The organism is Aeromonas sp. WP2-W18-CRE-05 (assembly GCF_014168615.1).
GTDB lineage: Bacteria > Pseudomonadota > Gammaproteobacteria > Enterobacterales > Aeromonadaceae > Aeromonas > Aeromonas caviae.
In genome coordinates this window covers 412,334-438,305 of the sequence record NZ_AP021917.1, presented here as the reverse complement: position 1 = coordinate 438,305, position 25,972 = coordinate 412,334, and the positions used below count along the sequence as shown (strand labels likewise).

The window sequence follows — 25,972 nt, the reverse complement described above, 5'->3', positions numbered from 1 at the left end:
ATTCATGCAGTTAGTCATTCGCGATGCCAACCAGGGCCCCTTTCTGACCCAGGTGCTGCGCTTTGGCCGCGACAACGAACTCTTGAGTCAGCAGCAGCTCGCCGCCATCAAGGGCAAGGCGGTGCTGATGAGCCTCAAATTCGCCGACAAGTACTACAACAAGTACAAGATGCACCTGCTGGAGCAGGCCGCCCACGACGTCATCGGCGTGGTGAGCCTCGGTCTGCAGGAGCTCTCCCAACGGGACCCGGCCAAGGCCCTGGCCCTGCTGCAGGCGCCGGAAGGCCCCATCAAGCCGTTCCAGAAGGGCTGGTCCATGCTCATCACCGTCAGCCCCAAGCAGGCTGGCAACAGCCTATACGGTGACGTGGATGCGCGCCTGCTGGACAAGATCTCCAGCCCCCCCGATGTGGAGGAGTGGCAAGGGTGGCAGGAGTACGAGAAGGCGCTGACCGAGCACAACAAGAGCCGCCTGATGGCGCTCATCGACCAGCACTTCTTCGCCTGCGAGAGCGACCACCCCACCATGGAGGACAAGCTGGCCGAGGCCCTGCTCTACCGCATCCTCTGCGGCAAGGGCAGTGGCGCCGCCCCCCTCAAGGTGAAGCAGGATCTCAAGCGCAAGCTGGCGCGGGAGATTGAGCTCGACGAGGGCTGGTACGACACCGACTACCTCGCCGCCCAGCTCACCCGGATGCTGAGCGCGCTGCCCGCCGACATGGCCGCCGCCCTGCGTCAGGAGCTGAGCCCGGGCTTTGTGCCCAACCTGCTGCATACCCTGGGGTTTGTGCGTCAGTACCAGCAGTTGCAAAAAGAGGACGCCTCGCCGGAGAAGCTCGACAACATGGAGATGCGCGCCGGGATCCGCCACCCCCTGCTCGGCTGGCCCCTCTACCACGACTTCTAAGGGGCCATACCCCCTTGCAGGACGGCACTTGCCTCTCCTCCCACAACGCCCGGCTTGCCGGGCGTTGCGCTATCTGCCTGGCAGTAGCCGCCGCCGAACAAGCACTGCCAATAGAACACGCCCCTATATAAGCACCAACGTACAACCAACCCAATTGTAAGGCGTCGAGCGCTCCTCTCGGAACGCTCGCAGGTCATTGCAACCATACCCGTATCGGCCCAGTCAATTTCGAAGGGGGGTCGCCGATCTCTGTATAACAGAAGCGCTCACCTCTTAAATACTGTCATTTTGATATACAGTCGCACTCCAATATTGGCTGCCGTTACCTGTTTGGCGAGTCCATCCATCTGCCTCCAGTTGTCTGGCGATCATTCGATTCATAAAGCCATGACCGAGCGGCAGCACCGGTCCTTCGCTGGCAAGGGATTGAAGTCGTTGAGCTGCCGTGCTGGCGCGCATCTTCGCAGTGCCGACATATTCGACTCTGTGTGAGTAACCCCACAACCATAAAATTCGCAGGATAAACGCCCAGGCAAACGGCGATAGCCGTGGCAGTATCTAGTGGCCATAAGGCAGTTGCGCTTCACAAAATAGCCCGTCGATGAGGGCGGGCTTCAGGCCGAGAGCCTGGACTGAGGTCAGCGCGCGAGGCAAGTTGCTCGAGACTATTACCTTGGCGGTGGCGGCGAGTTGCCTGCTGGCATCCGGGACGGGGTACTTGGTAATGTCGGAACTGTCGTACTGCTCGATCCAATCTTTCATCTCGAGCGCTGACATTTTGTCGGTTCCGGCCAGCTTTGGCTGGCCGTGACGCATCAGGATTATTTTCTGCTCACTGTCTCACTGTCCGTTTACGCCCTTGTCCTGATGTGTTCCAAACCAACCGTGATCACGGTACCACACCACTGTGTCGGTGATGGTTTGCTCCAACGCCCGGAAACGCAGATCAAGTTCTCGCTCACTTTTGCCGTGATTGAAACAGGTGCGGTCCTTTTCTCGTATCAACAGGCGCAACGTAGCCATGCTCAGCAGAATGGACTTGCCAGTAATACGCGCGTAGACCTCCTGCACCGCCGCCAAGGCATATAAAAAGGGCAGCGGCAGTTGTCGAACGGGTGTCTTGACGCCAGCGATGCGCCCAAGAACAGGTATCAGCTCACGCATTGTCATATGCCGGCCCGCAGCGAGATAGCGCTCACCCCGGCGCCCATACTTGGCTGCAGCGATCAGCGCAAATACCACATCGCGAGCATCGACAACGGAGAAGCTACCGGGGATCAGTCCGGGCAATTTGCCGCGTACGACATCGTTGACCAACTGTCCCGAGGAGGTCGGACCAATGTCGGCAGGACCCCACATCCAGCCAGGCAGGACCATGCAGGCATGCATCTCGGGATGGGCTTCCAGAAACGACAGGACGACACGGTCGGCGAGGATCTTGCTGCGGTAATAGTCATCCGCGTCAGCGTCGGCCCGCAGACAGCTTTCATCAATTGACGTGCCGGGTGCGCCGTCGAGCACGGCAATGGAAGACGTATGGATAAACCGTCTTATGCCAGCGCTGTAGGCCTGGCCAAGCAGGTTCCGTGTACCTGACACATTAATCTTGTCGAGCTCCTCCCAGTGACTGCCGCCCTTGTAGCAGTCGCGAAAGTACGCTGCAGTGTGGAACACCGTATCACAGCCTTGTAGCGACGCAGCGAACGCATCGACATTAGCCATGTCACCCACCACCAGTTCCACACCCGGCAAATCCTTGAACTGTTGTTCACCTTTGGCTCTTGAACGAACCAGGGCTTTGACTGCGTGACCACGAGCGACCAATTCACGCACCAGGTTGTTGCCCAGCAAGCCGGTCGCGCCAGTGACAAATGTGTTATGCATGCATCACCCCTCAATCTGGTCGGCTAACGGCATCAATACCACACTGTCGAAGAAAACTTCTTCACGTATGACCAAGCCGTCTCTGAAGGTCAGGTGTGCGGCGTAATACAAGGTAATGTGGCGCCCATGAGGTGGAATCACCCGGTCCGACAGCACTAATGGTGCAGTGAAGGTGCCGGTCAGGAAGACGATCAGTGCCAAACGATCGTCAGTGACAACAAATGGGCTCAAGATCACTTGGGCATCAGGGAATGCTTCGAGTAGCGCCAGCTCTCGCTTCTGCATGGCCTCACGACCTGTTTGTATCCCTATGCCATCGAAGTAGATAACGTCTTCGGAAACCAGTGCAAGCATCGCCTCCAGGTCTCGGCGATTAAAGGCGCTGGCGGCGCATGCCGCATAGCCATTGGAACCAGTTGTCATACAGTCCATTCCATTCTTTTCGAGGGAGTGTAGATATACCGTTGACGCCGCTATCTAAAAACAGCGACTACTGCATAATGGCTTTGCAAATTTGCAGATCAGGCAAGATATGGAGCATGGCTTTGCAAGCAAACTGGGACGATCTTCGCCTGTTGTTGGCAGTCTCGCGACGTGGCAGCTTTCTTCAGGCTGGCCAATTGCTGGGGATCGCAGCCTCTACTGTGGCGCGACGGCTGACTCAGCTTGAAGGCGCACTGGGCGAGCCACTCGTCGAGCGGGGAGTTGAAGGATGCAGATTGACCCCGCGAGGCCAATCCCTCGTGGACGTTGCCCTGGCTGCAGAAGCAGGCTTGAGACGTCAAACCGTGACGGGCATGTCCGAACCGCACACCGTGCTATCTGGCAATATCGTGGTCAGTGCAGGAGAGGGGTTCTCGTCTTGCGTGCTGGAGGCCGCGAGTCGCTTCACCACTCTGCATCCGCGATGCTCGGTGGAGTTGCTGGTCACAGCCGATTTTCACAAGATCGTCCGCGGCGCCGCAGACATTGCTGTACGCACGACTCATCTGGGCGAACCTTCGCTTATTTATCGCTTCATAGACAGGCTCGCTTATGGTGTCTTCGCCGATGCAGCTTATCTGAAGCGGTTTCCGGGGCTGACTCCAGCCACTGCGGTCAATATTGGCCTGCTTCCTCCGCTGGACATGTTGCCTCAAATGCGTGCGGCAAAGGCCGCAGGTCTGGACCACACGCCGATCAGCGTGAACTCGTTCGCTGTTCAACTCGAATCGGTGAGGCGAGGTATGGGCGTGGCGGTGCTGCCCCGTATTCTGGCGAAGGGTCTGATCGGATTGTTCCCGGAACTCCAGCTTCCAGATATGGAGGTCTATCTGGTGACCCGGCCGCAGGTATTGAAACAGGCTCACATAAAATGTTTTTTTGTCATCCTGGAGAAGGTTCTTATTGAAGCCCTTTCCATGAGCAGTGTCGAAGATCACCTCTTGGGAGACGCGCCGAAATGAGTGCGTCATATACAGGACCTTCAGATTCAACCAATTGAAATAGATATAAAAACACTTCGTTTGTGATCTCGTTTATCGCCACACAAAATCAACACGCGCGAAGCCTATGACCATTATCAATGCTAATGACTAACTTCTGGGTCCCGCCGTACTCGAGCACATTGCTCGGCTGGCCCCTCTGACACGACTTCTAGGGCGCGTGTTCGCCGCCATCCTGTCGCATCACAACGCCCGGCCCGCCGGGTGTTGCGGTGTCTGGCCGGCGGACATCCTGGTCGGACTACCTCGTTAGCCTAATTGGTCCCGTTTTTGGCAGGGATATAATGACTCCCCCATACAAGCCGCCGGGGAGCCAGGCGTGAGCAGAAAGCCGGACCGCATGACCGCCATGCAGCAGATCATCGACGCCGTGAAGGCGGAATTTCCGCTCTATCAATCGGATACCTTCAAATGCGGGCCGGACAACACCTGCATCGGCTGCCCCAAGAAGCTGATGGAGCTGGTGGATACGGACCTCTGCTACTGGCAATATCAGATCGATCGCGGCATCCCGCCCAACTTCGACGAGCTCAACCGCTTCGGCAAGATGTGCAAAAATATCCGCCGGGCCCTGGTGCGCAATGGCCGCATTCCCACCTGATGAGAAGCAATATGCTGCCTTCATCGGTTTTTTGTGATGGTTTTATCCACCAGAATGAATCGCCACCTTATTTAATGGCTAGGTTCGCCTTATTCACCGCCTATCGTGCTGATGGCCGACGCAGGTTCATTGCCCCAAGGAGCACAATATGACTCAGGAAAGCATCCAGACCCGCTACACGCTGGATCCCGCCCTTGCCAGCGCCACCGAGCTGGAGCAAGCCATCGCCCAGGCCATCGAGGCCAACAAGCAGGACTTCTTCCCCCTGCTGGAGCGGCTGGTGGATGTGGGTGACAGCCGGGTCAAGCTCAGCCAGAAGGATCCCCTGCGGGTGCTGGGGGTGGAACTCGACGAGGCTCGCACCGGCGGCACTGCCCGCCTCGGCTACGAATCCAACTTTTCCGAGAGCTGCCGCCTTATCGACGAATACGACCAGCACCAGACCAGCGTGGCCTTCACCCTCGACGGGGATCAGCTTGTTTTCGATCTTGAGCTGCCCATCGAGTGGAACTTCGACAACTGATTGGCGGCGTTGCCATTCCCCTGGCTTATTGTACCCAGCGGCGCCTCCCCTCACCCTCTCCCAAGAGGAGAGGGGATCGTATCCCGCCAGCCAACCGGTGTAGCTGTCACGCATTCCAAAATTGCTGCGATCTGGGCTCCCTTCTCCCACTCTTTGCCATAGATAAGGGGAGAAGGGTCGGATATGAGGGGGAACAAACCCTCACAACAGAAGCCACCGACAAGCAGCAGAGCGTTAAATCAAGCAGGAACGCGTAGGGTCGATTAGCGAAGCGTAATCGTCCACACCGCAATCTCGGTGGCTATGGATATAGAGAGCAGTTGGAATCCCTACAGAAAAACAATCACTGGTTTTCACTATTGTCTGATTACGCTTCATTAATCAGACCTAACGGCCGTGTAACTTATCCTATTTATTGAACCCTACTCTCTTTACATGCTATTAATCTACATTTCAGATAAACATGCATAATCAGCATAATCTAGGTGTATATATGGATAGTGATAAATTGAAAGAATATGCTTATGGAAACTTAGCCTCTATATTTTGGTCAGGATTTCTACTGTTCGGTGGCGCAATATTTGTTTATTACTATGCAAATATAGGATACATGCCTGATTTTGATTTCAAATCATCAGTCACACTGCTTGCTGCTGCATCAATCACAGCAATGATCATAGTCATCCTATTTATTACAATCCTGATATTACCAGGTTTATTTTGGTCTAATACTTGGGCTAATGAATCACCAATAAAGAGTAACTGGGAGGATGAATATGGGCATAAAATACTTTACAAAACGGCACTGTGGTTTGGACTGCCAATATTATCCCTCTATGGATTTCTAAATAGCTGTTCCGAATAGTAGATCACCGGAGGAAGGGAACTCAGTCCAGTTTGTGCGATCTGATTAGTCGCTAAACAAAACAAGCCACACCCAAAGGACTGAGTTGATGCCTATCCTACCACCTCTGCCACGACCACAACGGCGCCGCATTCACAAAATCATCCATGCCACCCGTGATAAAGGACATGCTCGTCGCTTGATGGCCATCTTGCTGTTACATGAAGGACGCACGATCACCGATGTTCATCACCTTACCGGCGCTGCGCGCTCGACCATCGGTCGTTGGCTTCGGTGGTATCGAGATGAAGGCATAGATGCGCTAGAAGCCTTACCGGCTGGCCGTGCCCCAGTCTTACCTATCGCCAAGATTGTCACCTTACTGGTGCTGCTCATGCAGTTTTCTCCGCAAGATTTTGGTTATCAGCGCAGCCGTTGGTGTACTGAACTATTGGCTATAAAAATCAATCGGTTAACAGGGCTAAATGTGGCAGCCTCCACGCTCCGCCGATGGTTACCTCGTATGGGCATTGTCTGGCGCAGGCCCGTGCCGACCTTGCGGATAAAAGACCCAGCCTATCAGGAAAAAATGGCGAATATCGACGCCGCGCTGGCCCGCTGTGATGCCGATAATCCGGTGTTTTATGAGGATGAAGTCGATATAGACCTCAATCCCAAATTAGGAGCCGACTGGATGTTCAGAGCGCAGCAAAAGCGGGTTGTCACACCGGGGCAGAATGCCAAGCATTATCTGGCAGGCGTTCTCCACGCAGGCAACGGAAGGGTACTTTACGTCAGCGGGATCAAGAAAAACTCATCGCTGTTTATTGCCATGCTGGAAAAGCTGCGCCACCACTACCGACGAGCCAAAACCATCACGTTGATCCTCGATAACTACATCATTCACAAAAGCAAACAGACCGAGCGATGGTTGAAGAAGAATCCCAAGTTCTGCCTGGTGTTCCAGCCAGTTTACAGCCCTTGGGTTAATCACATAGAACGGCTATGGCACAAGTTACATGAAACCATCACGCGCAATCATCAATGCAGAGGGATGGCAAACCTGCTGGCCCGAGTGAAACACTTCATGGATACCGTGTCTCCTTTCCCGGGGAATGGCTATGGCACAGCGAAGGTGTAGCACTATTGGGATCAGTTATTTAGCAATCCTCATGTACAGGATCTTTAGCTACAACCAATTGAAATAGATAGAAAAAAGGCTTCGTTTGTGATCTGATTTAATCGCAAAAAAAAACCGACACGCCCGAAGCCATGACTATTATCAATGCAACCCAGTACCTCAAGCAACTTCTTAGCTCTTCTGAACTCAACCGGATCGGTAAATTTACCGGTTTTTGTCAGCGACTCCGGGATATCCAGCCTGCGAGACTACTCCCGGCTCTGCTCTCAGGGCTTGGTTGCGACAAGGTGGATGGTATTGCTGGTTTGCATCGCCATTTCAATGCGTTGCAGCTCCATGATACTGACCAAATAGCGTATAAACCCTTTCACAACCAGTTACGCAAGCAGGGTTTTCCCTTGTTCATGCGCGCACTGGTTGAACGAGCCATCGCCTTACGCCTCAAGGAGTGTCTACCGGACGCCCACGGACTGGCAGGCTTTGAGCAGGTACTGCTGCAGGACGGGTCGTCATTCGCGTTACATCCGCAATTGGCAGAACATTTCCCGGGCCGATTCAATAAGCACAGCCCCGCTGCGGTAGAGTGTCATATGACCATGTCCTTGCTGGACCAGTCGCCGATATCGATGAGTATCACGGCGGATACCGAATCGGAGCGCAAGCATCTTCCGGCCGCAAATTCGTTAAATAACAAACTGTTATTGGCGGATGCCGGTTACATCAGCCGCGAGTACTTTGCTGATGTGACCAAAGCCAAAGGAAGCTATCTGGTCAGAGGGAGTCAAAATCTCAATCCCAAAGTACAGGCAGCTTACCGACAGGACGGCAGGGAAATGCCCAAGTTACTCGGAAAAAAGCTCAAGGATATCGATCGGAGAAGCTGCAGAGCCGAGGTTCTGGATCTGGATGTGAGTTCGGGAAAGTATAAATATCGACTCATAAGACGTTGGTTTGCAGAGGAAAAACGGTTCTGTATATGGATGACCAATCTTCCGCGTGAGCGATGGCCAGCCGAGAAGGTGATGGCATTGTATCGTTGCCGTTGGCAGATCGAACTGTTGTTCAAAGAGCTGAAATCACATAACCGGTTGAAGGCGTTCGCGACACGACAAAAAGCGATAGCGGAAGGCTTGATCTGGGCTAGTTTGCTGGCCTTGCTGGTCAAACGTCGGCTGGCGCTGACGCTGATTGGCAGCGCGGAGTTATCGATGCTGAAGATTGCCAAAAACAGCGCGCTTTGGTTAATGCCGATATTGGCGAGCATCATCCATGGTGCGTGGCAGGAAATAACAGAGAAGTTGGAGTGGGCAATGGTGTATTTATCCAAAAACGGCAAAAAGAGTAGGCAGAGAAAATCCAAGCAAAACAACACGTTAGACGGTATTATTAATTCGCTTGCCGCTTAAGGTTCTGTACATGTAGCAATCCTCACATTAAGCTGGCTCATTTCAATTCCATATTTCATATTTGTGATAATCACCTCCTACTTAATTATTTGGAAGAGGTCAACACTAAGTAAGAAAAAATCATTAGAAGAAACATCAAAAATGATTTTTTCTTCCTTCGTTTGCGCTCTCCTAGCATTCATTCCAATATTTTTTGTACTGTCTATATCAGTTTCAAACTTAAGTACAAGTAAAGGCTCTCCTGCTTTAGTTGGTCCCATTGTAGTTGGGTTTATTGTTCTCACCAATATTCTCGTAACGGCCAAGCCTAAAGGAATTAAAGGGGTGATATATTACCCTGCATTAGGCGCCATTGCATTTTATGTGGTTTTCTCATCTTTTGAACTTTTCTATAGAATCCCAGAGAGAGTGATGGAAATATACAAATTTGGTTCTATAGACACAGAATCAATAATTTTAAACAACGAGGGTTGCAACACAGTACTGACCTTAGGCCTGATATCTAAGGTCACACCTGAAAAACAATGTGTTCTTACCAATGCAAAAATATTATCCCGCCTAGGTAAAGATATGTACCTAGAGATAGATCATACAAGATTTACACTGAAAAACTCGGAGATCCTCTCTTGGTCAGTAAAGGAAAATTCTAAAAAACGTCATAATCACTCCGAAGATTAAACTGACCATATACATTGTGAGGGTCTATCGATGACGATGACCTTACAGCGGATCATGTACAGAACCTTAAGCGGCAAGCGAATTAATAATACCGTCTAACGTGTTGTTTTGCTTGGATTTTCTCTGCCTACTCTTTTTGCCGTTTTTGGATAAATACACCATTGCCCACTCCAACTTCTCTGTTATTTCCTGCCACGCACCATGGATGATGCTCGCCAATATCGGCATTAACCAAAGCGCGCTGTTTTTGGCAATCTTCAGCATCGATAACTCCGCGCTGCCAATCAGCGTCAGCGCCAGCCGACGTTTGACCAGCAAGGCCAGCAAACTAGCCCAGATCAAGCCTTCCGCTATCGCTTTTTGTCGTGTCGCGAACGCCTTCAACCGGTTATGTGATTTCAGCTCTTTGAACAACAGTTCGATCTGCCAACGGCAACGATACAATGCCATCACCTTCTCGGCTGGCCATCGCTCACGCGGAAGATTGGTCATCCATATACAGAACCGTTTTTCCTCTGCAAACCAACGTCTTATGAGTCGATATTTATACTTTCCCGAACTCACATCCAGATCCAGAACCTCGGCTCTGCAGCTTCTCCGATCGATATCCTTGAGCTTTTTTCCGAGTAACTTGGGCATTTCCCTGCCGTCCTGTCGGTAAGCTGCCTGTACTTTGGGATTGAGATTTTGACTCCCTCTGACCAGATAGCTTCCTTTGGCTTTGGTCACATCAGCAAAGTACTCGCGGCTGATGTAACCGGCATCCGCCAATAACAGTTTGTTATTTAACGAATTTGCGGCCGGAAGATGCTTGCGCTCCGATTCGGTATCCGCCGTGATACTCATCGATATCGGCGACTGGTCCAGCAAGGACATGGTCATATGACACTCTACCGCAGCGGGGCTGTGCTTATTGAATCGGCCCGGGAAATGTTCTGCCAATTGCGGATGTAACGCGAATGACGACCCGTCCTGCAGCAGTACCTGCTCAAAGCCTGCCAGTCCGTGGGCGTCCGGTAGACACTCCTTGAGGCGTAAGGCGATGGCTCGTTCAACCAGTGCGCGCATGAACAAGGGAAAACCCTGCTTGCGTAACTGGTTGTGAAAGGGTTTATACGCTATTTGGTCAGTATCATGGAGCTGCAACGCATTGAAATGGCGATGCAAACCAGCAATACCATCCACCTTGTCGCAACCAAGCCCTGAGAGCAGAGCCGGGAGTAGTCTCGCAGGCTGGATATCCCGGAGTCGCTGACAAAAACCGGTAAATTTACCGATCCGGTTGAGTTCAGAAGAGCTAAGAAGTTGCTTGAGGTACTGGGTTGCATTGATAATAGTCATGGCTTCGGGCGTGTCGGTTTTTTTTTGCGATTAAATCAGATCACAAACGAAGCCTTTTTTCTATCTATTTCAATTGGTTGTAGCTAAAGATCCTGTACATGTACAGCGGATATGAAAAATATTTTTCCACATAAAAAAGGGGCGCTTTCGCGCCCTTCTTTATTAATTACCCTTCCTGATTTTCCCCGGCTGCCGACTCGGCGCCGGCGGCGGGTTCAATCTCGATGCGATCGACTCGCTGCAAGCCGCGGGGCAGCTTGGCGCCACGGCGGCCGCGCTCGCCGCGGTAGTAGTCAAGGTCAGATGGCTTGAGGGTGAGCTTGCGCTTGCCGGCAAACAGGGTCACCGACTGGCCTTGCGGGATGACGGCGGCCATCACCACAAACTCCTCCCGCGCCTTCACGCGAGCAGAGGGGATGCTGATGAGCTTGTTGCCCTTGCCCTTGCCGAGTACCGGCAGGGTATTGAGCGGGAACAGCAACATGCGCCCCTCGTTGGAGATGGCCATGCAGAGATCGGTCTCCGGCGCGCCTATCCTCTGGGGCGCCATGACGATGCCCCCTTCCGGCACGGTGAGCAGCGCCTTGCCGTTCTTGTTCTTGGCCGTCAGGTCGTCGTATTGGCAGACGAAGCCGTAACCGGCGTCGGAGCAAATGAGATACGGCTCGCCTTCATTGCCCATCACCAGATGACGCACCTCTTCACCGGCCCCCAGCGCGAAGCGACCGGTGAGCGGCTCGCCCTGACTGCGGGCAGAGGGCAGGGTGTGGGCCTCCAGCGAGTAAGTACGTCCCAGGGTAGAGAGGAACACCGCCTGCTGGTTGCTGCGGCCATGGGCGTGGGCCAGATAACCGTCCCCCGCCTTGTAGGAGAGGCCCTCCACATCCACGTCGTGGCCCTTGGCGGCGCGCACCCAGCCCTTGTCAGAGAGGATCACGGTCACCGGCTCACTCGGGGTGAGCTCCTTCTCGGTCAGGGCCACGGCGGTGGCACGCTCCACCAGCGGGGTACGGCGATCGTCGCCGTACTTCTCGGCGTCCGCCAGGATCTCTTTCTTGAGCAGGGTGCTGAGACGGCGCTCGGAACCCAGGATCAGTTCCAGCTTGTCGCGCTCTTCCGCCAGTTCGTTCTGCTCGGCGCGCAGCTTGAACTCTTCGAGCTTGGCCAGGTGGCGCAGTTTGAGCTCGAGGATCGCCTCGGCCTGGGTCTCGCTGATGTTGAAGCGCTCCATCATCACCCGGCCCGGCTCCTCTTCGGTGCGGATGATCTCGATCACCTCGTCGATGTTGAGGTAGGCGATGAGCAAACCTTCGAGAATGTGCAGGCGAGCCAGCACCTTGTCGAGGCGATACTGCAGGCGGCGGCGCACCGTCTCACGGCGAAAACTCAGCCACTCGGTGAGGATGGTTTTGAGGTCTTTGACCTGGGGCCGGTTGTCCAGACCCAGGATGTTGAGGTTGACCCGGTAGTTCTTCTCCAAGTCCGTGGTGGCGAACAGGTGGGCCATCAGCCCCTCTACGTCCACCCGGTTGGAGCGCGGCACGATCACCAGACGGGTCGGGTTCTCGTGGTCCGACTCATCGCGCAGATCGGTGACCATCGGCAGCTTTTTGGCCACCATCTGGGAGGCGATCTGCTCCATGATCTTGGCGCCTGAGGCCTGATGAGGCAGCGCCGTGATGACGATGTCGCCATCCTCCTCGCTCCACACCGCCCGCTGCTTGATGGAGCCCTTGCCGGTCTCGTAGATTTTGCGGATGTCATCGCGCGGCGTGATGATCTCGGCGTTGGTCGGGTAGTCCGGCCCCTGCACATGGGCCATCAGGGCATCCAGGCCGGCATTGGGATTATCCAGCAGTTCCACACAGGCATGAGCCACTTCCCGCGCGTTGTGGGGCGGGATATCGGTCGCCATGCCTACCGCAATACCGGTCACCCCGTTGAGCAGGATGTGCGGCAGGCGGGCGGGCAGCACCACCGGCTCCTTCATGGTGCCGTCGAAGTTGGGCGTCCACTCCACCGTGCCCTGGCCGAGCTCGGAGAGCAGCAGCTCGGAGAAGCGCGACAGCCGCGCCTCGGTATAACGCATGGCGGCGAAGGATTTGGGATCGTCCGGCGCACCCCAGTTACCCTGACCGTCCACCAGCGGGTAGCGGTAGGAGAAGGGCTGGGCCATCAGCACCATGGCTTCGTAACAGGCGCTGTCGCCGTGGGGGTGATATTTACCCAGCACGTCACCCACGGTACGGGCGGATTTCTTGTGCTTGGAGAGCGCCGACAACCCCAGCTCGCTCATGGCGTAGATGATGCGCCGCTGCACGGGCTTGAGGCCGTCGCCGATGTGCGGCAGGGCCCGATCCATGATGACGTACATGGAGTAGTTCAAGTAAGCCTGTTCGGTAAAGGTGCGCATTGGCTGGCGCTCTACCCCGTCCAGACTGAGCTCGATAGCATCACTCATGTGATTATCTCTTTCGGTTCGGGAGCTGGTTGGCGCTCTACTTCATCCAACAGACTGAGCTCGATAGCATCACTCATAAGGTTGTTCTCTTGCTATGGCACGCCCTCAGAGGGCACGCCGGAAATGCGGGTCGGCAGGGGGCCGACGGTGAATCACAAGACCCCCTCCCAACCTCTCCTTCCATGAGGGGAGGAGAGGCTTGGCCCCCTCCCCTTGCGAAGGGGAGGGCCGGGGTGGGGTACTTGCGACTCGCTTTAGATGATGGCGAGGTTGCCCTTCTCTTCCAGCCATTCGCGACGATCACCGGCGCGCTTCTTGGCCAGCAGCATGTCCATCAGCTGCAGGGTCTCGTCCCCATCTTCCCCTTCTGCCCCCCCTTCCGCGCCCATGGTGAGTTGCACCAGGCGGCGGGTGTTGGGATCCATGGTGGTTTCCCGCAGCTGTTTCGGGTTCATCTCACCCAGGCCCTTGAATCGGGTCACCATCACCTTGCCCTTCTTCTTCTCGGCTTCGACCCGCTGCAGCACGCCGTTCTTCTCGTCCTCGTCGAGGGCGTAGAAGACCTCCTTGCCGATGTCGATACGATAGAGGGGCGGCATGGCCACATAGACATGGCCCTTCTCCACCAGCGTGCGGAAGTGCTTCACAAAGAGGGCGCAGAGCAGGGTAGCGATGTGCAGACCGTCCGAGTCCGCATCCGCCAGGATGCACACCTTGCCGTAGCGCAGGCCACTGAGGTCGTCGGAATCGGGATCAAGCCCGATGGCCACCGAGATGTCGTGTACTTCTTGCGAGGCGAGCACCTGACCGGCCTCCACCTCCCAAGTGTTCAGGATCTTGCCGCGAAGCGGCATGATGGCCTGGAATTCGCGATCCCGCGCCTGCTTGGCACTGCCGCCCGCGGAGTCACCCTCCACCAGGAAGAGCTCCCCCTGCATGGGGTCGGCGCAGCCGCAGTCGGTCAGCTTGCCGGGCAGGGCCGGGCCCTGGGTTATCTTCTTGCGCACCACCGTCTTGGCGGCGCGCATCCGGCGCTGGGCGCTGGAGATGCAGAGCTCCGCCAGCTGTTCGGCCAGCTCGGTGTTGCTGTTCAAGTAAAGGCTGAAGGCATCCTTCACCACGCCCGACACGAAGGCCGAGCTCTGGCGGGACGACAGACGCTCCTTGGTCTGGCCGGCAAACTGCGGGTCCTGCATCTTGATGGAGAGGATGTAGGCGCAGCGATCCCAGATGTCTTCCGGGGTCAGCTTGACCCCGCGGGGCAAGAGGTTGCGGAACTCGCAGAACTCGCGCATGGCGTCGAGCAACCCCTGGCGCAGGCCGTTGACATGGGTGCCACCGAGCGCGGTGGGAATGAGGTTCACATAGGATTCGGCGAGGCATTCGCCCCCTTCCGGCAACCAGCACAGGGCCCAGTCCACCGCCGACTGCTCGGAGCTGAAAGAGCCGACGAAGGGCTGCTCCGGCAGGCAGGTGAACTGCTTGACCGCATCGATGAGGTAATCCTTGAGGCCGTCTTCGTAGCACCACTCCAACTTGATGCCGGTGTTCTTGTCGAGGAACTTGATGGTGAGGCCCGGGCAGAGCACGGCCTTGGCTTTGAGCAGGTGCTCGAGCTTGGAGACCGAGAAGCGCGGCGAATCGAAGTAGCGCGCCTCTGGCCAGAAGCGCACCCGGGTGCCGGTGTTGCGGCGTCCGCAGGTGCCGGTGATGGTCAGATCAGACACCTTGTCGCCCCGCTCGAAGGCGATGTCATAGACCTGGCCGTCCCGGCGCACCGTCACCTCGACCCGATCGGAGAGGGCGTTCACCACGGAGATCCCCACCCCGTGCAAGCCGCCGGAGAACTGATAGTTCTTGTTGGAGAACTTGCCCCCCGCGTGCAGCTTGCAGAGGATCAGCTCCACGCCGGAGACCCCTTCCTCCGGGTGGATGTCCACCGGCATGCCGCGACCGTCGTCGATCACCTCGAGGGACTGATCCTCGTGCAGGATCACCTCCAGATTGCGGGCGTGACCCGCCAGCGCCTCGTCGACGCTGTTGTCGATGACCTCCTGGCCGAGGTGATTGGGCCGGGTGGTGTCGGTGTACATGCCGGGGCGGCGACGCACCGGTTCAAGGCCATTGAGGACCTCAATGGCATCCGCATTGTATTGAGTGGACATGGAGGGCCTTGCGAATTGACGTTTGGGGGGAATCTTACTCGCTGGGAGGGCCCGGGACAAATGGGGCGCTCGCAAAGGGTGATCCAGAGGGGCTCCGGCCTCCCCGCCCGGAATCAGGCGGGTTCCCCGGGCAGGGCCTGCACAAGCTGGGAGAGGGAGCAGTGGAGTCGCCACACCAGCCCCGCCAGTGCCCGGGCCGCCGGGTCTGCATGTTCCCCCAGCCCTTGGCTGATGCGCTCCAGCTCCGCCAGGGTACGCCCCAGGGTCTCATGCTGCACGCCCCCTTCGGTCAGAATCCCTTTCAGGCAGCGCAGACAGCCGTCCCGCACCAGATAGAGGGCCGGATCCCGGCTGCGCCAGAGCCTGAGCTGCCAGACGATATGGCTGCAATTGAGCAGCACCACGCCCCAGCGCAGCACCCAGAGCCGGGCCCCCTGATCCTGACTCTGGCTGAGCTGGCTCACCGCGTGATAGACCCGGGATTCAAACTCCCCCTCGCTCTGATGCGGGGCCGGGGCCAGCTGGTCCACGAAATCCCGCCGCAGACGATGCATCAGGCGGCGGCTCTTGCGCCGATCCGAGCTGGGTCGCAGGAGCTGGAACGCCAGTCCGGCACTCATCACCCCCAATGCCTGCGCGAGGCTGCTGTTGACGAAGGCGAGGTAGTCGTAGCTCGGCGGATTGGTGATGGCGAGGAAGGAGCCGAGCAGCACGATGAGCTGGCCCCAGAGCGCCGCCCCCTGGGGTCGCTGCAATTTCAGCAGTTGCAGGGTGATGAGAGCGGGGAACAGCAGGGCGCAGAAGATCCAGAAGTCGTCGATGCGGATCATCAGCCCGAACTTGACCCCGAAGCAGATAAAGCTGAGCAGCACGATGGCCTTGAGCATGGTCTGGGCCCCCTTGGCCGGGGCCGGGGTGGCGGAATAGAGCACGCAGCAGATGGCGAGCAGGGTCAGGGCCGCGGCGCCCGCATCCCACTGGCTGTGGATCCAGAAGGTGCAGCCCAGCATCACGCAGAGGAAGGTACGCCCCCCGTTGTAGGCCGCCTCCAGGCCGTCGGTGTGGCTGGTCAGAGAGCTGTGGCGCGGCGGCGCCGGCCACTCCTGGCCATCGTGGCGGGCCAGCCTTTCCAGCCAGCGCTGACACTCCAGGTAGCTCCAGCAGAAGTGGCGCAGCCGCAGCCAGAAGGCCTGACAGCGATAATCATCCCCCGAACGGGCCACGAAGGGCGCCATCAGGCGGGCAATGCGCAGCTTGTCGCAGCCCCCCTGTCCCAGCTCCCGCAGCACGGCGGCCAGCATGGGGGCCGGGTCGACGGCGTCCTCTGGCCAGTGTTGCAGCATGCGGCGCAGCCCCGAGATGAGGCTGACCATCCTCAGCTGGCGATGGAGCAGATAGTTCAGCAACTGGTTGTGGCGACGCAGTCGGTGGTGGCTCCAGACGGCCTGGATGCGCAGCACGTTCAGGGTGAGGATCTGACCGATCACCCCCTCGTGGGCGGTGCGCACATCGGCGCCCGTCTCCCCGAGCCAGAGCAGCTGGGCATGTTCCAGCAGCCGGGTCTGGCTCTTGCCAAGGGAGTCCAGCAGGGTCTCGCCATCGGAGAAACTCGGCAGGATCATCATCATCAGGCCGCCGCAGAGGATGCCGACGATCACCTCGCTCACCCGGGCCTGGGCGATGTCGAAGATATGTTGCGGGTCGGTCAGGTTGACGCAGGAGAAGGCGATGATGGCGGCGGTATAGCCCGCCAGGGCGAAACCGTAGGAGACGTTGTTCTGATGGTGGTTGGAGATGTAGGTGCAACCCCCCAGCCAGAGGGCGATAAGCAGGCTGAAGAGCCAGGGATCACCGATGCCAAGGCCGGTGATCATCACCGCCGCCATGGCGCCGATGAGGCTGCCCACCACCCGCCCCAGGCTCTTGCTGATGACGCCCCCCACGGTGGGAAAGCTCACCACGGCGGCGGAGGTCATGGCCCAGTAGGGAGAGTCGAGTTGCAGCACGAACGCCAGCCAGAGCGACAGGCACATGGCCAGGGCATTGCGCAGGGCATAGCGCCACTGGCCGCCGTTGGCCTTGCCCCAGGGGGTCTGGCGCCAGAGCGAGGGGATCACTCTAGTCCCCTATGGTGATGGTACAGGTCGTGCCCGCGATCAAGACCAGATCCGGGGGAATCGCCAGCAGCCTGATCCGCACCGGCACCCGCTGGGCCAGGCGCACCCAGGGCACGTTCGGCTTGACGTCGAGCAGCAGCCCCTCGCTGCCTTCCAGGCTCTGATCGTGAATGGCGCGCCCTATGCTTTCCACCTCCCCCCTGAGTACCCGATCCCCGCTGTAGAGCACCACCTCGGCCGGTTTGCCGGGGGCGATGTGCCTGAGCTTGGTCTCTTCGAAATAGCCCTGCACATAGAAGGAGTGGGTGTCTATCAGGGCCACCAGGGGCACCCCGGCGGTGGCGTAGTTGCCGACCCTGGCCTGCAGGTTGGTGATGTAGCCGTCGCTCGCAGCATGGACCTCGGTCCGGGCAAGGGACCATCTGGCCTGCTCCAGATTGGCTTGGGCCACCTCATAGGCCGCCTTCATCGCCTGGGCATTGAGCCTGGATTCATCCACCGCCTCGGCGGAGATGACGGTGCGGGAGAGGCTCTGGCGACGGTTCGCCTCGTGCTCCGCCTTGTCGAGATCCGACTTGGCCTTGGCCAGGGCCGCGCTGGCGTTGTCCAGCGCGATGCGATAGGGCTCGGGATCCAGGGTGAAGAGCAGCTCCCCCGCCTTCACCAGCTGGTTGTCCTTGACCCCTATCCTGACGATCTTGCCCGACACCTGGGGCGTGATGCTGACCAGCTCGGCCCGCACCTTGCCATCCCGGGTCCAGGGCCCCTGCATGTAGTCGTTCCACAGCCACCAGAGCGACACCAGCGCCAGGGCAAAGACCAGCAGGGTGGAGAAGTATTTGAGGGTCGCAAGGGGTGATTTAGCCATGTAGCAATATCCATAGGGCGCCGCTGACGGCGAGGATGAAGAGGGAGAGATCCATCAGCAGGGGGTGCCAGACCTCGCCGCCGTAGAGCCAGTCCCGCAGCAGATGGTGCAGCGGCAGCCAGCCCAGCAGGCCGAGCAGCACGGCCTTGAACAGGGGCGGAAAGTAGAGCGAGGCCCCGAGGATCAGATCCGGCAGCGCTGAAGCAGTCGTCACGGGTGTGCCCCCTGTTGGCAGAGATGAAATGAAGAGAGAGGCCGGGGTCCGCCGGGAGACGGACAGGGCAAGGTTAACACAGCCATTGCGGGGGCTACACCAGCAGATGACCCCCTGAGGCGTCGTCACGGGAGTGGCACGACAACGCCTCGCCCGTCCTCCCCGCCACCCGTCGGGGCAGTCACCTCGCGTTCAATCGGTTACGGTATCTGCCGGGTGATGCACCCCGTCGCGGGTCGGCACCTCTCCCAGATCAAACGGGTTGACCCCCTCCAGACAGGCGAGGTTGTAGCCATATTCCGCCGGATTGGATCGGCGCTGGTGATGGGTGTAGATGCCGCAGACGCTGCAAAAGTAGTGTTTCGCGGTGCGGGTGTTGAACTGGTAGCAGCGAAGCGCCGCCTCCCCTTGCAGGATGCGGATGCCGGAGAGCGGCACCGAGGCGACGATGGCCCCTCGCCGCCGACAGAAGGAGCAGTCGCAGCGGCGCGGGTCCACCACGCCATCCGGCAGGGTCAGCTCCAGCACCACGGCGCCGCAGTGGCAGCTCGCCTTGTGTTTCTTCTGGATGGGGGTATTGCCGATGCGTGTGATCATGCTGCCTCCTTGCCGCAGTGTCAGGCTGCGAACCGGTTAATCGAACAGAGTATCCCCCCGCCCCTGCGACAGATGGTCATGCAGGGTGCGCAACTGGGACGCCACCACCCGGTGGCGGGAGAGGTCGGGCAAGGCGTCGATGGGGAAGTACCCCGCCCCTTTGGTTTCATCGGTGTCGGTAAGCAGAGCGCCCCCCGTCACCTCGCACAGGAAGAAGGCCTTGTGGGCGTGGGGCAACTGCGGGGGATGGGGATGCTTGAGCTTGTCGAACAACGCCAGCAGCTGCACCGCCCGACAGACGAGGCCGGTCTCCTCGCTCACTTCCCGCACCACGGCGTCCGCAGGCGAATCGCCGATGTCGCACCAGCCCCCCGGCAGGGTCCAGCAACCGTCACTGCGCTCCTGCACCAGCAGGACATGGCCCGCGTCGTTCTGAATGAAGGCCCGCACATCGAGCTTGGGGGTAGGATAGCCACTGTCGAGGGCAATCCAGTCGCCGATGGCATCGGGAGCCAGCTCGCTCTGGCTGGCGATGAGCGTCACCGTGGCCGCTCGCAGCGCCTCGAAGCGGGCGATGTCGAAGGGATCCCGGGAGTAGGTGAGCCCCGCCTGGGCCGTGGCCAGCACCTGTTCGAGGAAGGCGGCCAACGGCGGTTGCACGGCTAGAGCCCGAGGAAATGGACGATCTGGGCGGGGTAGCGCTCGAAGCCTGTGAAGGCGTGATCGCCGCCGCACTCCAGGGAGAGACGGGCAAAGCGGTATTCGTCCAGCGCCTTGCGATAGTCGAGCACCTCGTCCTCCTGCTGTTGCAGCACCCAGAGCCGCTCGGGGGCAGTCACCGGCACCGCCAGCGCTCTCAGCTCGTCCATGTGCACAGGCAGCAGTTCATAGCGTTCGCCGCTGTAGGGGTTGGTCTGGGGGCCGAGGTAGTCGCAGAGCAGCTCGTGGGGGCGCACCGCCGGGTTGATGAGGGCAGCGCGGCAACCGTACATCTCGCTCACTCTCGTGGCCATGAAGCCACCGAGGGAGCTGCCCACGGCGCCCAGTCGCAGGGCGCTACCGTGGCGGGCCTTCAGGTCGGCGATGGCCTGCTCGATGGCAGCCCAGGCGGCCGCCGGGGTGTTGGGCTGGGCCGGGATCACCACCTCGATATCGGGCCTGTTCTCGGCCACCCAGGCCGCCATCTGCTGCGCCTTGGCCGAGCCGGGGGATGAATTGAAACCGTGCAGATAGAGCAGGACGGGCTTCATGGCAACCCCTCAGTAACCGGTGGCATTGGGGTCGGGCACGAACTGCCCCAGCGGCAGGCGCCACACCTGACTCGCCACCCGGCCATCCGGGTGCAGGGTGAGATAGCGCCAGCCCGGGCCGGATTCGTCCAGTGCGAAACCGTCGGAGAGCGGCTTGAACTGGATGCAGGTAGAGGGGCTGGCGATGAGCCGCACTCCGTGGTGCACCTCGTCAAACTCCTGATGGACGTGGCCGAACAGGATGGTCTTCTGCTGCGGGTGGCGGGCCAGCACGGCGAACAGGTCGTCGGCATTCTTGAGGTTGTGCTGATCCAGCCAGGCGCAGCCCACCGGCACCGCCTGATGGTGCAGGGCGATGAGGGCGTGGCGCTCGGGATGCTGGCGCAGGGCCTGATCCAGGGCCGCCAGCTGGTGATCCCCCAGCACCCCGTGGGGTTTGCCGCGCACCTGGGTATCCAGCAGGATCACCTGCCAGTGATCCCCCACCAGTTGCTTGGCCTCGCTGATGCCGGCCGCATGGAGGTATTCGGTCATCAGGGGGCCGTCGTCGTGGTTGCCGGGCAACCAGTAGATGGGGCGAGCCAGGGGCGCCATCATGGAGGCGAAGCGCTGGTAGGACTCCGGGCTGTGATCCTGGGAGAGATCCCCGGTGGCGAGGATGAGATCGAACGGGTGCTCGTTGGCCTGCACCCGCTCCAGCACGGCGGCCAGACTCTGCGCCGTGGGCACGGCCAGCAGCCGCCCCTCGGCACTGGCGAAGAGATGGGTATCGGTAATCTGTAACAGGCGCACACTGCCGTCCGGCGCCTGAGGTAGCTCTGTTTCCAAAATCACGCTTCTTTTTTATGGGTTCGACTAGAGGATGTTAATCAGGCTGGTGCCGTGTTTGAGACAAAATCTCAACCAATCGGCCAAGAATAGATTTACCTGCTCCTTTTCATCCCTGTGATGCATTTTTTGATTGGGATAATCATAACGTGGTTGCAACATTGAAATCTGTTGCGCCGCACACACTTCCGCTATTCGCACATCATGATACAAACGAATCTCTATCCGGGCTTGCAAGTAGCTCGGCAATTCGGGGTTGTGCTGGGCCAGGATCACCTGGCTGGTGAAGCGGCTCTCCTCTGTCACCGTGAGCTGGAACTGCAGGCCGTTGCCGACCTGATAGCGGCGCTCAGCACCCACGCTGCCACCTGGCGGCAACAGTTTCATCAGCGCCATGTAATTGACCTCGCAGGTACGCTGCAAGGACATCAAATCAGGCACATAGCGCTTCATCGGGCTCTGGACTAATGACATGTCGCGGCTCCCTCAATCAGGGTCCATGAAGGGTGGACCCACTGCACAGTGTGCCAGTCGGACACAGGGCACCTGACCCGGGTCTGAACGAGCGTCACCTCAGCGCCCCGCCAACCAGCGTGCCCGCAGCTCGCCGTGATTCAGGGCCAACCACTGCAGGGCGATGACGGAGGCGGCATTGTCGATGCGCCCCTCTTTGAGCCAGGCATAGGCCTGCTCGCGGCTCACCACGTGGACCCGGATGTCTTCCCCCTCTTCCGCCAGACCGTGGATCCCCTTGGCCTGACTGGCATCCATCTCGCCCACGAACACCTCGATGCGCTCGGTGCTGCCACCCGGGCTCACCAGATAACTGATGGCGTGTTCGCAGCGTCCCACCTCGATCCCTGCCTCTTCTACCGCTTCGCGCCGCACCACTGCCTCGGCGGTCTCCCCTTCATCGATGATGCCGGCCACCAGCTCCAGCAGCCAGGGGGTGGCGCTGGTCTCCATGGCACCGATGCGAAACTGCTCCACCAGCACGATCTCGTCCCGCACCGGATCATAAGGCAGCAGGGCGGCGGCATGGCCACGTTCGAACAGTTCCCGGACGATGGGGGCGTTCCAGCCACCGGCAAACAGCCTGTGTTGCAGGCGGTAGACATTCACCTTGAAGAAGCCATTATATCCAGCTGATTTTTCAATAATTTTCACATCATCGCTGGAGTAGTGGCAGGTTTGAGGCAAGGCTTGCTGTGACATTCGAGACTCCTGCCAGCTTGACTTGGCTTGGTTTGACCATAATATTCGGGGGCATGAATGAACATTCATTCACTCGCTCTCGCCGACGATGAGGGAAGGATTTTAGCAGCCACAGGGCATTTGGCTAGGCGCGTTGCCGAGAAAACTCGCCCCGGACCTTGACGTTTCCGCAGCTGGAAAAGAGACAGTTCGCAATGAAATCTGCTTATAGTAGAGTGGTTAAGCTGAAATCAAGCTTGGTCGGTGACAATCCCCCCTTCATCCAGCGGACAGCTTTGGGTTGATACAAAAGGTTAAAACTATCATATGAAAAGAACACTCTTGTCAGTCATGGTGATGCTGGGTGTGAGCGGCGCCGCTCATGCCGAAAACCTGCTCGATATTTACCAACAGGCCCAGATCAAGGACACCCAGCTGCTGGAATCCAAGGCCAAGCGGGACCAGGCCTTCGAGAAGATCAACGAATCCCGTGCAGCCCTGCTGCCCCAGATCAACCTGGGCGCCGGCCTGAACTACCTGCAAAACAAGAACGACACCATGACCAACACGGGCGCTACCGGCTCCGTGACCCTGGATCAATCCATCTACCGTCGCAGCAACTGGGTCAACCTGGATCTGACCGAGAAGAGCGCCACCCAGTCCGACGTGGCCTACAACCTCGAGTACCAGAACCTGATGCTGCGTACCGCCCAGGCCTACTTCGACGTGCTCAAGGCCATGGATACCCTGGAATTCGTGCGTGCCAACAAGACCGCGGTCGAGCGTCAGCTTGAACAGACCCAGCAGCGCTTCGAAGTGGGCCTGACCGCCATCACCGACGTGCACGAAGCCGAGGCCGAGCGCGATCAGGCGCTGGCGGACGAGATCAATGCCGAGAACACCCTGGACAACAGCTACGAGAGCCTGCGCGAGCTGACCGGTATCGACCACCGTCAACTGGACGTGCTCAACACCGATCGCTTCAGCCCGCAGAAGACCGCGTTCAACTCCGACAAGTGGCTGGAGCTGGCCCTGGACAAGAACCTGGAGCTGCACAGCGCCCGCATCGGCAAGGACATCGCCAAGGAGCAGATCGATCTGGCCAAGACCGGTCATGAACCGACCCTGGATCTGGGTGCCGGCCTGAACGCCGGTTACAACGATTACAAGGACGAGATCCGCAACCCCGAGAGCAACAGCAATCAGGGCAACATCGGCCTGAACTTCAAGCTGCCCATCTACACCGGCGGGGCCACCACCTCCCAGGTCAAGCAGGCACAGTTCAACTACGTGGCCGCCAGCGAACAGCTCGAGCGCAGCTTCCGCTCGGTGCAGAGCACGGTCCGCTCCTCCTACAACAACGTGAACGCCAGCATCGGCTCGGTCCGCGCCTACAGCCAGTCCGTCATCTCCGCCGACAGCGCCCTGAAGGCGACCGAGGCCGGTTACGAGGTGGGTACCCGCACCATCGTCGACGTGCTGGACTCCACCCGCAAGCTGTATCAGGCCAAGCAGAAGCTCTCCGAGGCCCGCTACAACTACATCCTCAGCATCCTCTCCCTCAAGCAGGCCGCCGGCATCCTGGAGCAGAAGGATCTGGAAGAGGTGAACCAGGGTCTGATGCCCGCCGCCCAGGTCACCAAGAAGTCCTGAGCCAGGCGCACACCATGAGAAAAGGCGACCCCGGGGTCGCCTTTTTCATCTCTGTTCGCCGCTGGAAGTGCGTTGGTCGGGGCCTGCCAGGCAGCGGCCATGTCACCGACCCGGCAGCCCCATCAAAAAACCCGGCCTTGGCCGGGTTTTACGCTTATCCGCGTTCGCGGATGGTCTTGATGATGTCGGTGGTGGAGCAGCCGTCCTCGAAGTTCAGCACCCGCACCTCGCCGCCATTGGCGGTCACCTCGGCGTAACCGGCGATCTCTTCGGGTTTGTAGTCGCCCCCCTTGACCAGGAGGTCTGGCAGGATCTCGGCGATCAGACGCTGGGGCGTGTCTTCGCTGAAGGGGACCACCCAGTCCACGGCACCCAGGGCCGCCAGCACAGTCATACGGCGCTCGGTCGGGTTGACCGGGCGACCCGGCCCCTTGAGGCGACGCACGGACTCGTCGGTGTTCACCGCCACGATCAGGCGATCCCCCAGCTTGCCCGCATTGGCCAGATAGGAGACATGACCCGCGTGCAGAATGTCGAAGCAGCCGTTGGTCATCACCACCTTCTCGCCCCGCAGACGGGCGGCCTGGACGGCCACCTTGAGCTGGGCCTCGGACATGACGCCAAAGCCGGTCTCCTGCTCGGTGTAGAGGGCGTTGGCCAGCTCCACCGGGCTCACGGTGGAGGTCCCCAGCTTGCCGACCACGATGCCAGCGGCGGTGTTGGCCAGGGCGCAGGCATCGTCCAGACTCTTGCCTGCGGCAAGGGAAGTCGCCAGGGTGGAGATGACGGTGTCACCGGCACCGGTGACGTCATAGACCTCGTGGGCCTGGGCCGGCAGGTGCAGCTCGGGCTGCCCTTCACGGATCAGGGTCATGCCGTTCTCGGAACGGGTGACCAGCAGAGCGTCCAGCTCGAAGCGCTTGACCAGCTCCAGCCCCCTGGCGACCAGGTCTTCTTCCCCCTTCACCTTGCCCACCACGGCCTCGAACTCGGACATGTTGGGGGTCAGCAGGGTGGCACCGCGGTACTTCTCGAAATCGGTCCCCTTGGGGTCGACCAGCACGGGGATGCCGGCGGCGCGGGCACGCCGGATCATGCCGGGCACGTCGTTGAGGGCGCCCTTGCCGTAGTCGGAGAGGATCATCACGTCCGCCTGGGGCAGCGCCTGCTCCACCTTGCCCATCAGCAGGCTGGCATCCACGTCGTGGAAGGCCTCTTCGAAGTCGAGGCGCAGCAGTTGCTGGTTGCGGGACAGCACCCGCAGCTTGGTGATGGTCGGATAGTCGGTCAGGCGCACGAAATCACAGGCCACCTTGACCCCGGCCATCTGGCTGGCGAGGGCATCGGCGGCTTCATCCTGACCGGTCAGGCCCAGCAGCACGGCCTGGGCGCCGAGGGCGGCGGAGTTGAGCGCCACGTTGGCGGCGCCACCCGGGCGCTCCTCAATGTGCTCGACCTTGACCACGGGGACCGGTGCCTCGGGGGAGATCCGGCCGGTAGGGCCATGCCAGTAGCGATCCAACATGACATCGCCAACGACCAGGATGCGGGCTTTTTCAAACTCGGGCAGGGTGATTTTCATCTGTATCGGCTCTCAAAACCTGAAAAATTCAGCGGCCGATTTTATCACACTCTTTTCCGGGGCGTGAAAAAAGCACGGCCCTGCCCCCTGACGCCCCCTCTGACCAGATGACGGCGATTCGCGCCCGCCCCCGCTTTTCGGATAGAATCCTCCACATGCGAGTGACCGCATCCGCGCCGGGCCACCCCACACAGGCCCCCCGGTTCGGTCGGACTCCCCCCTTTGCCTTTGCGA

25 protein-coding genes are annotated in these 25,972 nt (G+C 59.1%); 9 read left to right on the top strand and 16 right to left on the bottom strand.

Going from position 1 to position 25,972, the window contains the following annotated elements:
• The first annotated feature begins 4 nt into the window (after nt 1–4).
• Entirely contained in the window at nt 5–907 is a 903-nt protein-coding gene (atcC, locus tag H7R73_RS02110) for a cold adaptation protein AtcC (RefSeq protein ID WP_103260885.1), read from the top strand.
• Between the two features lie 558 nt (nt 908–1,465).
• Here atcC and H7R73_RS24085 read toward each other — a convergent pair.
• Genes H7R73_RS24085 through H7R73_RS02095 form a run of 3 tightly spaced genes read right to left on the bottom strand, consistent with a single transcriptional unit; the run spans nt 1,466 to nt 3,214 of the window.
• A complete protein-coding gene (locus H7R73_RS24085) occupies nt 1,466–1,723 on the bottom strand; it encodes a hypothetical protein (RefSeq protein WP_197971170.1) in 258 nt (85 codons plus the stop codon).
• Between the two features lie 24 nt (nt 1,724–1,747).
• Complete coding sequence (locus H7R73_RS02100; protein WP_103260886.1) at nt 1,748–2,791, bottom strand: SDR family oxidoreductase; 1,044 nt, start codon at nt 2,789–2,791, stop codon at nt 1,748–1,750.
• A 3-nt stretch (nt 2,792–2,794) separates the two neighbouring features.
• Complete coding sequence (locus H7R73_RS02095) at nt 2,795–3,214, bottom strand: ester cyclase (RefSeq protein ID WP_103260887.1); 420 nt, start codon at nt 3,212–3,214, stop codon at nt 2,795–2,797.
• A gap of 116 nt (nt 3,215–3,330) precedes the next feature.
• On the opposite strand from H7R73_RS02095, the gene H7R73_RS02090 reads away from it, so the two are divergent.
• The 7 genes from H7R73_RS02090 to H7R73_RS02060 all read left to right on the top strand — a co-directional run bounded on the left by H7R73_RS02090 (nt 3,331) and on the right by H7R73_RS02060 (nt 9,468).
• Entirely contained in the window at nt 3,331–4,236 is a 906-nt protein-coding gene (locus H7R73_RS02090) for a LysR family transcriptional regulator (RefSeq protein WP_103260888.1), read from the top strand.
• Nucleotides 4,237–4,624: 388 nt separating this feature from the next.
• The gene (locus H7R73_RS02085) at nt 4,625–4,876 is read left to right on the top strand and encodes a hypothetical protein (protein WP_182951718.1); all 252 of its coding nucleotides are present in this window, start codon (nt 4,625–4,627) and stop codon (nt 4,874–4,876) included.
• 148 nt (nt 4,877–5,024) lie between these two features.
• Nucleotides 5,025–5,399 carry a hypothetical protein gene (locus H7R73_RS02080; RefSeq protein WP_103260890.1) on the top strand — a complete coding sequence of 125 codons (375 nt, stop codon included), beginning with the start codon at nt 5,025–5,027 and terminating at the stop codon, nt 5,397–5,399.
• Nucleotides 5,400–5,892: 493 nt separating this feature from the next.
• Nucleotides 5,893–6,264, top strand: coding sequence for a hypothetical protein (locus H7R73_RS02075; protein ID WP_158657361.1), 372 nt, complete (start codon nt 5,893–5,895; stop codon nt 6,262–6,264).
• A gap of 88 nt (nt 6,265–6,352) precedes the next feature.
• On the top strand, nt 6,353–7,384 hold the full coding sequence (locus H7R73_RS02070; RefSeq protein WP_001809438.1) for an IS630-like element ISAhy2 family transposase: 1,032 nt from the start codon (nt 6,353–6,355) through the stop codon (nt 7,382–7,384).
• A gap of 131 nt (nt 7,385–7,515) precedes the next feature.
• Nucleotides 7,516–8,790, top strand: a complete 1,275-nt coding sequence (locus H7R73_RS02065) for an IS4-like element ISApu2 family transposase (RefSeq protein ID WP_011191341.1) — start codon at nt 7,516–7,518, stop codon at nt 8,788–8,790.
• 141 nt (nt 8,791–8,931) lie between these two features.
• Nucleotides 8,932–9,468, top strand: a complete 537-nt coding sequence (locus tag H7R73_RS02060) for a hypothetical protein (protein WP_182951461.1) — start codon at nt 8,932–8,934, stop codon at nt 9,466–9,468.
• Nucleotides 9,469–9,534: 66 nt separating this feature from the next.
• Here the strand turns inward: H7R73_RS02060 and H7R73_RS02055 are convergent, their stop codons facing one another.
• The 12 genes from H7R73_RS02055 to nudF form a co-directional block, all read right to left on the bottom strand.
• Nucleotides 9,535–10,809: an IS4-like element ISApu2 family transposase gene (locus tag H7R73_RS02055; RefSeq protein ID WP_011191341.1), complete on the bottom strand. Its 1,275-nt coding sequence runs from the start codon at nt 10,807–10,809 to the stop codon at nt 9,535–9,537.
• Between the two features lie 166 nt (nt 10,810–10,975).
• Complete coding sequence (gene parC, locus H7R73_RS02050; protein ID WP_103259433.1) at nt 10,976–13,270, bottom strand: DNA topoisomerase IV subunit A; 2,295 nt, start codon at nt 13,268–13,270, stop codon at nt 10,976–10,978.
• Nucleotides 13,271–13,524: 254 nt separating this feature from the next.
• The gene (gene parE / locus H7R73_RS02045; RefSeq protein ID WP_042015440.1) at nt 13,525–15,435 is read right to left on the bottom strand and encodes a DNA topoisomerase IV subunit B; all 1,911 of its coding nucleotides are present in this window, start codon (nt 15,433–15,435) and stop codon (nt 13,525–13,527) included.
• Between the two features lie 113 nt (nt 15,436–15,548).
• Nucleotides 15,549–17,552 (bottom strand): FUSC family protein, encoded by a 2,004-nt coding sequence (locus tag H7R73_RS02040; protein WP_103259432.1) that lies wholly within the window; start codon nt 17,550–17,552, stop codon nt 15,549–15,551.
• A 1-nt stretch (nt 17,553) separates the two neighbouring features.
• Nucleotides 17,554–18,420, bottom strand: a complete 867-nt coding sequence (locus tag H7R73_RS02035; protein WP_069651983.1) for an efflux RND transporter periplasmic adaptor subunit — start codon at nt 18,418–18,420, stop codon at nt 17,554–17,556.
• Nucleotides 18,413–18,655, bottom strand: coding sequence for a DUF1656 domain-containing protein (locus tag H7R73_RS02030; RefSeq protein WP_039039819.1), 243 nt, complete (start codon nt 18,653–18,655; stop codon nt 18,413–18,415). The genes H7R73_RS02035 and H7R73_RS02030 overlap by 8 nt, the downstream gene beginning before the upstream one ends.
• Nucleotides 18,656–18,826: 171 nt before the next feature.
• Nucleotides 18,827–19,231, bottom strand: a complete 405-nt coding sequence (locus H7R73_RS02025) for a GFA family protein (protein ID WP_043153985.1) — start codon at nt 19,229–19,231, stop codon at nt 18,827–18,829.
• 36 nt (nt 19,232–19,267) lie between these two features.
• Nucleotides 19,268–19,891 (bottom strand): NUDIX hydrolase, encoded by a 624-nt coding sequence (locus tag H7R73_RS02020; RefSeq protein WP_103259431.1) that lies wholly within the window; start codon nt 19,889–19,891, stop codon nt 19,268–19,270.
• Nucleotides 19,892–19,893: 2 nt separating this feature from the next.
• Nucleotides 19,894–20,481, bottom strand: coding sequence for a YqiA/YcfP family alpha/beta fold hydrolase (locus H7R73_RS02015; RefSeq protein ID WP_103259430.1), 588 nt, complete (start codon nt 20,479–20,481; stop codon nt 19,894–19,896).
• Nucleotides 20,482–20,490: 9 nt separating this feature from the next.
• On the bottom strand, nt 20,491–21,309 hold the full coding sequence (gene cpdA, locus H7R73_RS02010; RefSeq protein ID WP_039039757.1) for a 3',5'-cyclic-AMP phosphodiesterase: 819 nt from the start codon (nt 21,307–21,309) through the stop codon (nt 20,491–20,493).
• Nucleotides 21,310–21,336: 27 nt separating this feature from the next.
• Nucleotides 21,337–21,783, bottom strand: coding sequence for a DUF1249 domain-containing protein (locus H7R73_RS02005; protein WP_182951460.1), 447 nt, complete (start codon nt 21,781–21,783; stop codon nt 21,337–21,339).
• A gap of 99 nt (nt 21,784–21,882) precedes the next feature.
• Complete coding sequence (nudF, locus tag H7R73_RS02000; RefSeq protein WP_182951459.1) at nt 21,883–22,524, bottom strand: ADP-ribose diphosphatase; 642 nt, start codon at nt 22,522–22,524, stop codon at nt 21,883–21,885.
• 306 nt (nt 22,525–22,830) lie between these two features.
• Here nudF and tolC point away from each other — a divergent pair, with 306 nt between their 5' ends.
• Complete coding sequence (tolC, locus tag H7R73_RS01995; protein ID WP_029313618.1) at nt 22,831–24,156, top strand: outer membrane channel protein TolC; 1,326 nt, start codon at nt 22,831–22,833, stop codon at nt 24,154–24,156.
• 154 nt (nt 24,157–24,310) lie between these two features.
• Here the strand turns inward: tolC and hldE are convergent, their stop codons facing one another.
• Nucleotides 24,311–25,738: a bifunctional D-glycero-beta-D-manno-heptose-7-phosphate kinase/D-glycero-beta-D-manno-heptose 1-phosphate adenylyltransferase HldE gene (hldE, locus tag H7R73_RS01990; RefSeq protein WP_103259428.1), complete on the bottom strand. Its 1,428-nt coding sequence runs from the start codon at nt 25,736–25,738 to the stop codon at nt 24,311–24,313.
• Nucleotides 25,739–25,972 lie beyond the last annotated feature (234 nt).

Excerpts from the sequence above, each read along its gene's own strand:
- atcC (WP_103260885.1), top strand. The coding sequence starts at position 5 with ATGCAGTTAGTCATTCGCGATGCCAACCAGGGCCCCTTTCTGACCCAG.
- H7R73_RS24085 (WP_197971170.1), bottom strand. The coding sequence starts at position 1,723 with ATGCGTCACGGCCAGCCAAAGCTGGCCGGAACCGACAAAATGTCAGCG.
- H7R73_RS02100 (WP_103260886.1), bottom strand. The coding sequence starts at position 2,791 with ATGCATAACACATTTGTCACTGGCGCGACCGGCTTGCTGGGCAACAAC.
- H7R73_RS02095 (WP_103260887.1), bottom strand. The coding sequence starts at position 3,214 with ATGACAACTGGTTCCAATGGCTATGCGGCATGCGCCGCCAGCGCCTTT.
- H7R73_RS02090 (WP_103260888.1), top strand. The coding sequence starts at position 3,331 with ATGGCTTTGCAAGCAAACTGGGACGATCTTCGCCTGTTGTTGGCAGTC.
- H7R73_RS02085 (WP_182951718.1), top strand. The coding sequence starts at position 4,625 with ATGCAGCAGATCATCGACGCCGTGAAGGCGGAATTTCCGCTCTATCAA.
- H7R73_RS02080 (WP_103260890.1), top strand. The coding sequence starts at position 5,025 with ATGACTCAGGAAAGCATCCAGACCCGCTACACGCTGGATCCCGCCCTT.
- H7R73_RS02075 (WP_158657361.1), top strand. The coding sequence starts at position 5,893 with ATGGATAGTGATAAATTGAAAGAATATGCTTATGGAAACTTAGCCTCT.
- H7R73_RS02070 (WP_001809438.1), top strand. The coding sequence starts at position 6,353 with ATGCCTATCCTACCACCTCTGCCACGACCACAACGGCGCCGCATTCAC.
- H7R73_RS02065 (WP_011191341.1), top strand. The coding sequence starts at position 7,516 with ATGACTATTATCAATGCAACCCAGTACCTCAAGCAACTTCTTAGCTCT.
- H7R73_RS02060 (WP_182951461.1), top strand. The coding sequence starts at position 8,932 with ATGATTTTTTCTTCCTTCGTTTGCGCTCTCCTAGCATTCATTCCAATA.
- H7R73_RS02055 (WP_011191341.1), bottom strand. The coding sequence starts at position 10,809 with ATGACTATTATCAATGCAACCCAGTACCTCAAGCAACTTCTTAGCTCT.
- parC (WP_103259433.1), bottom strand. The coding sequence starts at position 13,270 with ATGAGTGATGCTATCGAGCTCAGTCTGGACGGGGTAGAGCGCCAGCCA.
- parE (WP_042015440.1), bottom strand. The coding sequence starts at position 15,435 with ATGTCCACTCAATACAATGCGGATGCCATTGAGGTCCTCAATGGCCTT.
- H7R73_RS02035 (WP_069651983.1), bottom strand. The coding sequence starts at position 18,420 with ATGGCTAAATCACCCCTTGCGACCCTCAAATACTTCTCCACCCTGCTG.
- H7R73_RS02025 (WP_043153985.1), bottom strand. The coding sequence starts at position 19,231 with ATGATCACACGCATCGGCAATACCCCCATCCAGAAGAAACACAAGGCG.
- H7R73_RS02015 (WP_103259430.1), bottom strand. The coding sequence starts at position 20,481 with ATGAAGCCCGTCCTGCTCTATCTGCACGGTTTCAATTCATCCCCCGGC.
- H7R73_RS02005 (WP_182951460.1), bottom strand. The coding sequence starts at position 21,783 with ATGTCATTAGTCCAGAGCCCGATGAAGCGCTATGTGCCTGATTTGATG.
- nudF (WP_182951459.1), bottom strand. The coding sequence starts at position 22,524 with ATGTCACAGCAAGCCTTGCCTCAAACCTGCCACTACTCCAGCGATGAT.
- tolC (WP_029313618.1), top strand. The coding sequence starts at position 22,831 with ATGAAAAGAACACTCTTGTCAGTCATGGTGATGCTGGGTGTGAGCGGC.
- hldE (WP_103259428.1), bottom strand. The coding sequence starts at position 25,738 with ATGAAAATCACCCTGCCCGAGTTTGAAAAAGCCCGCATCCTGGTCGTT.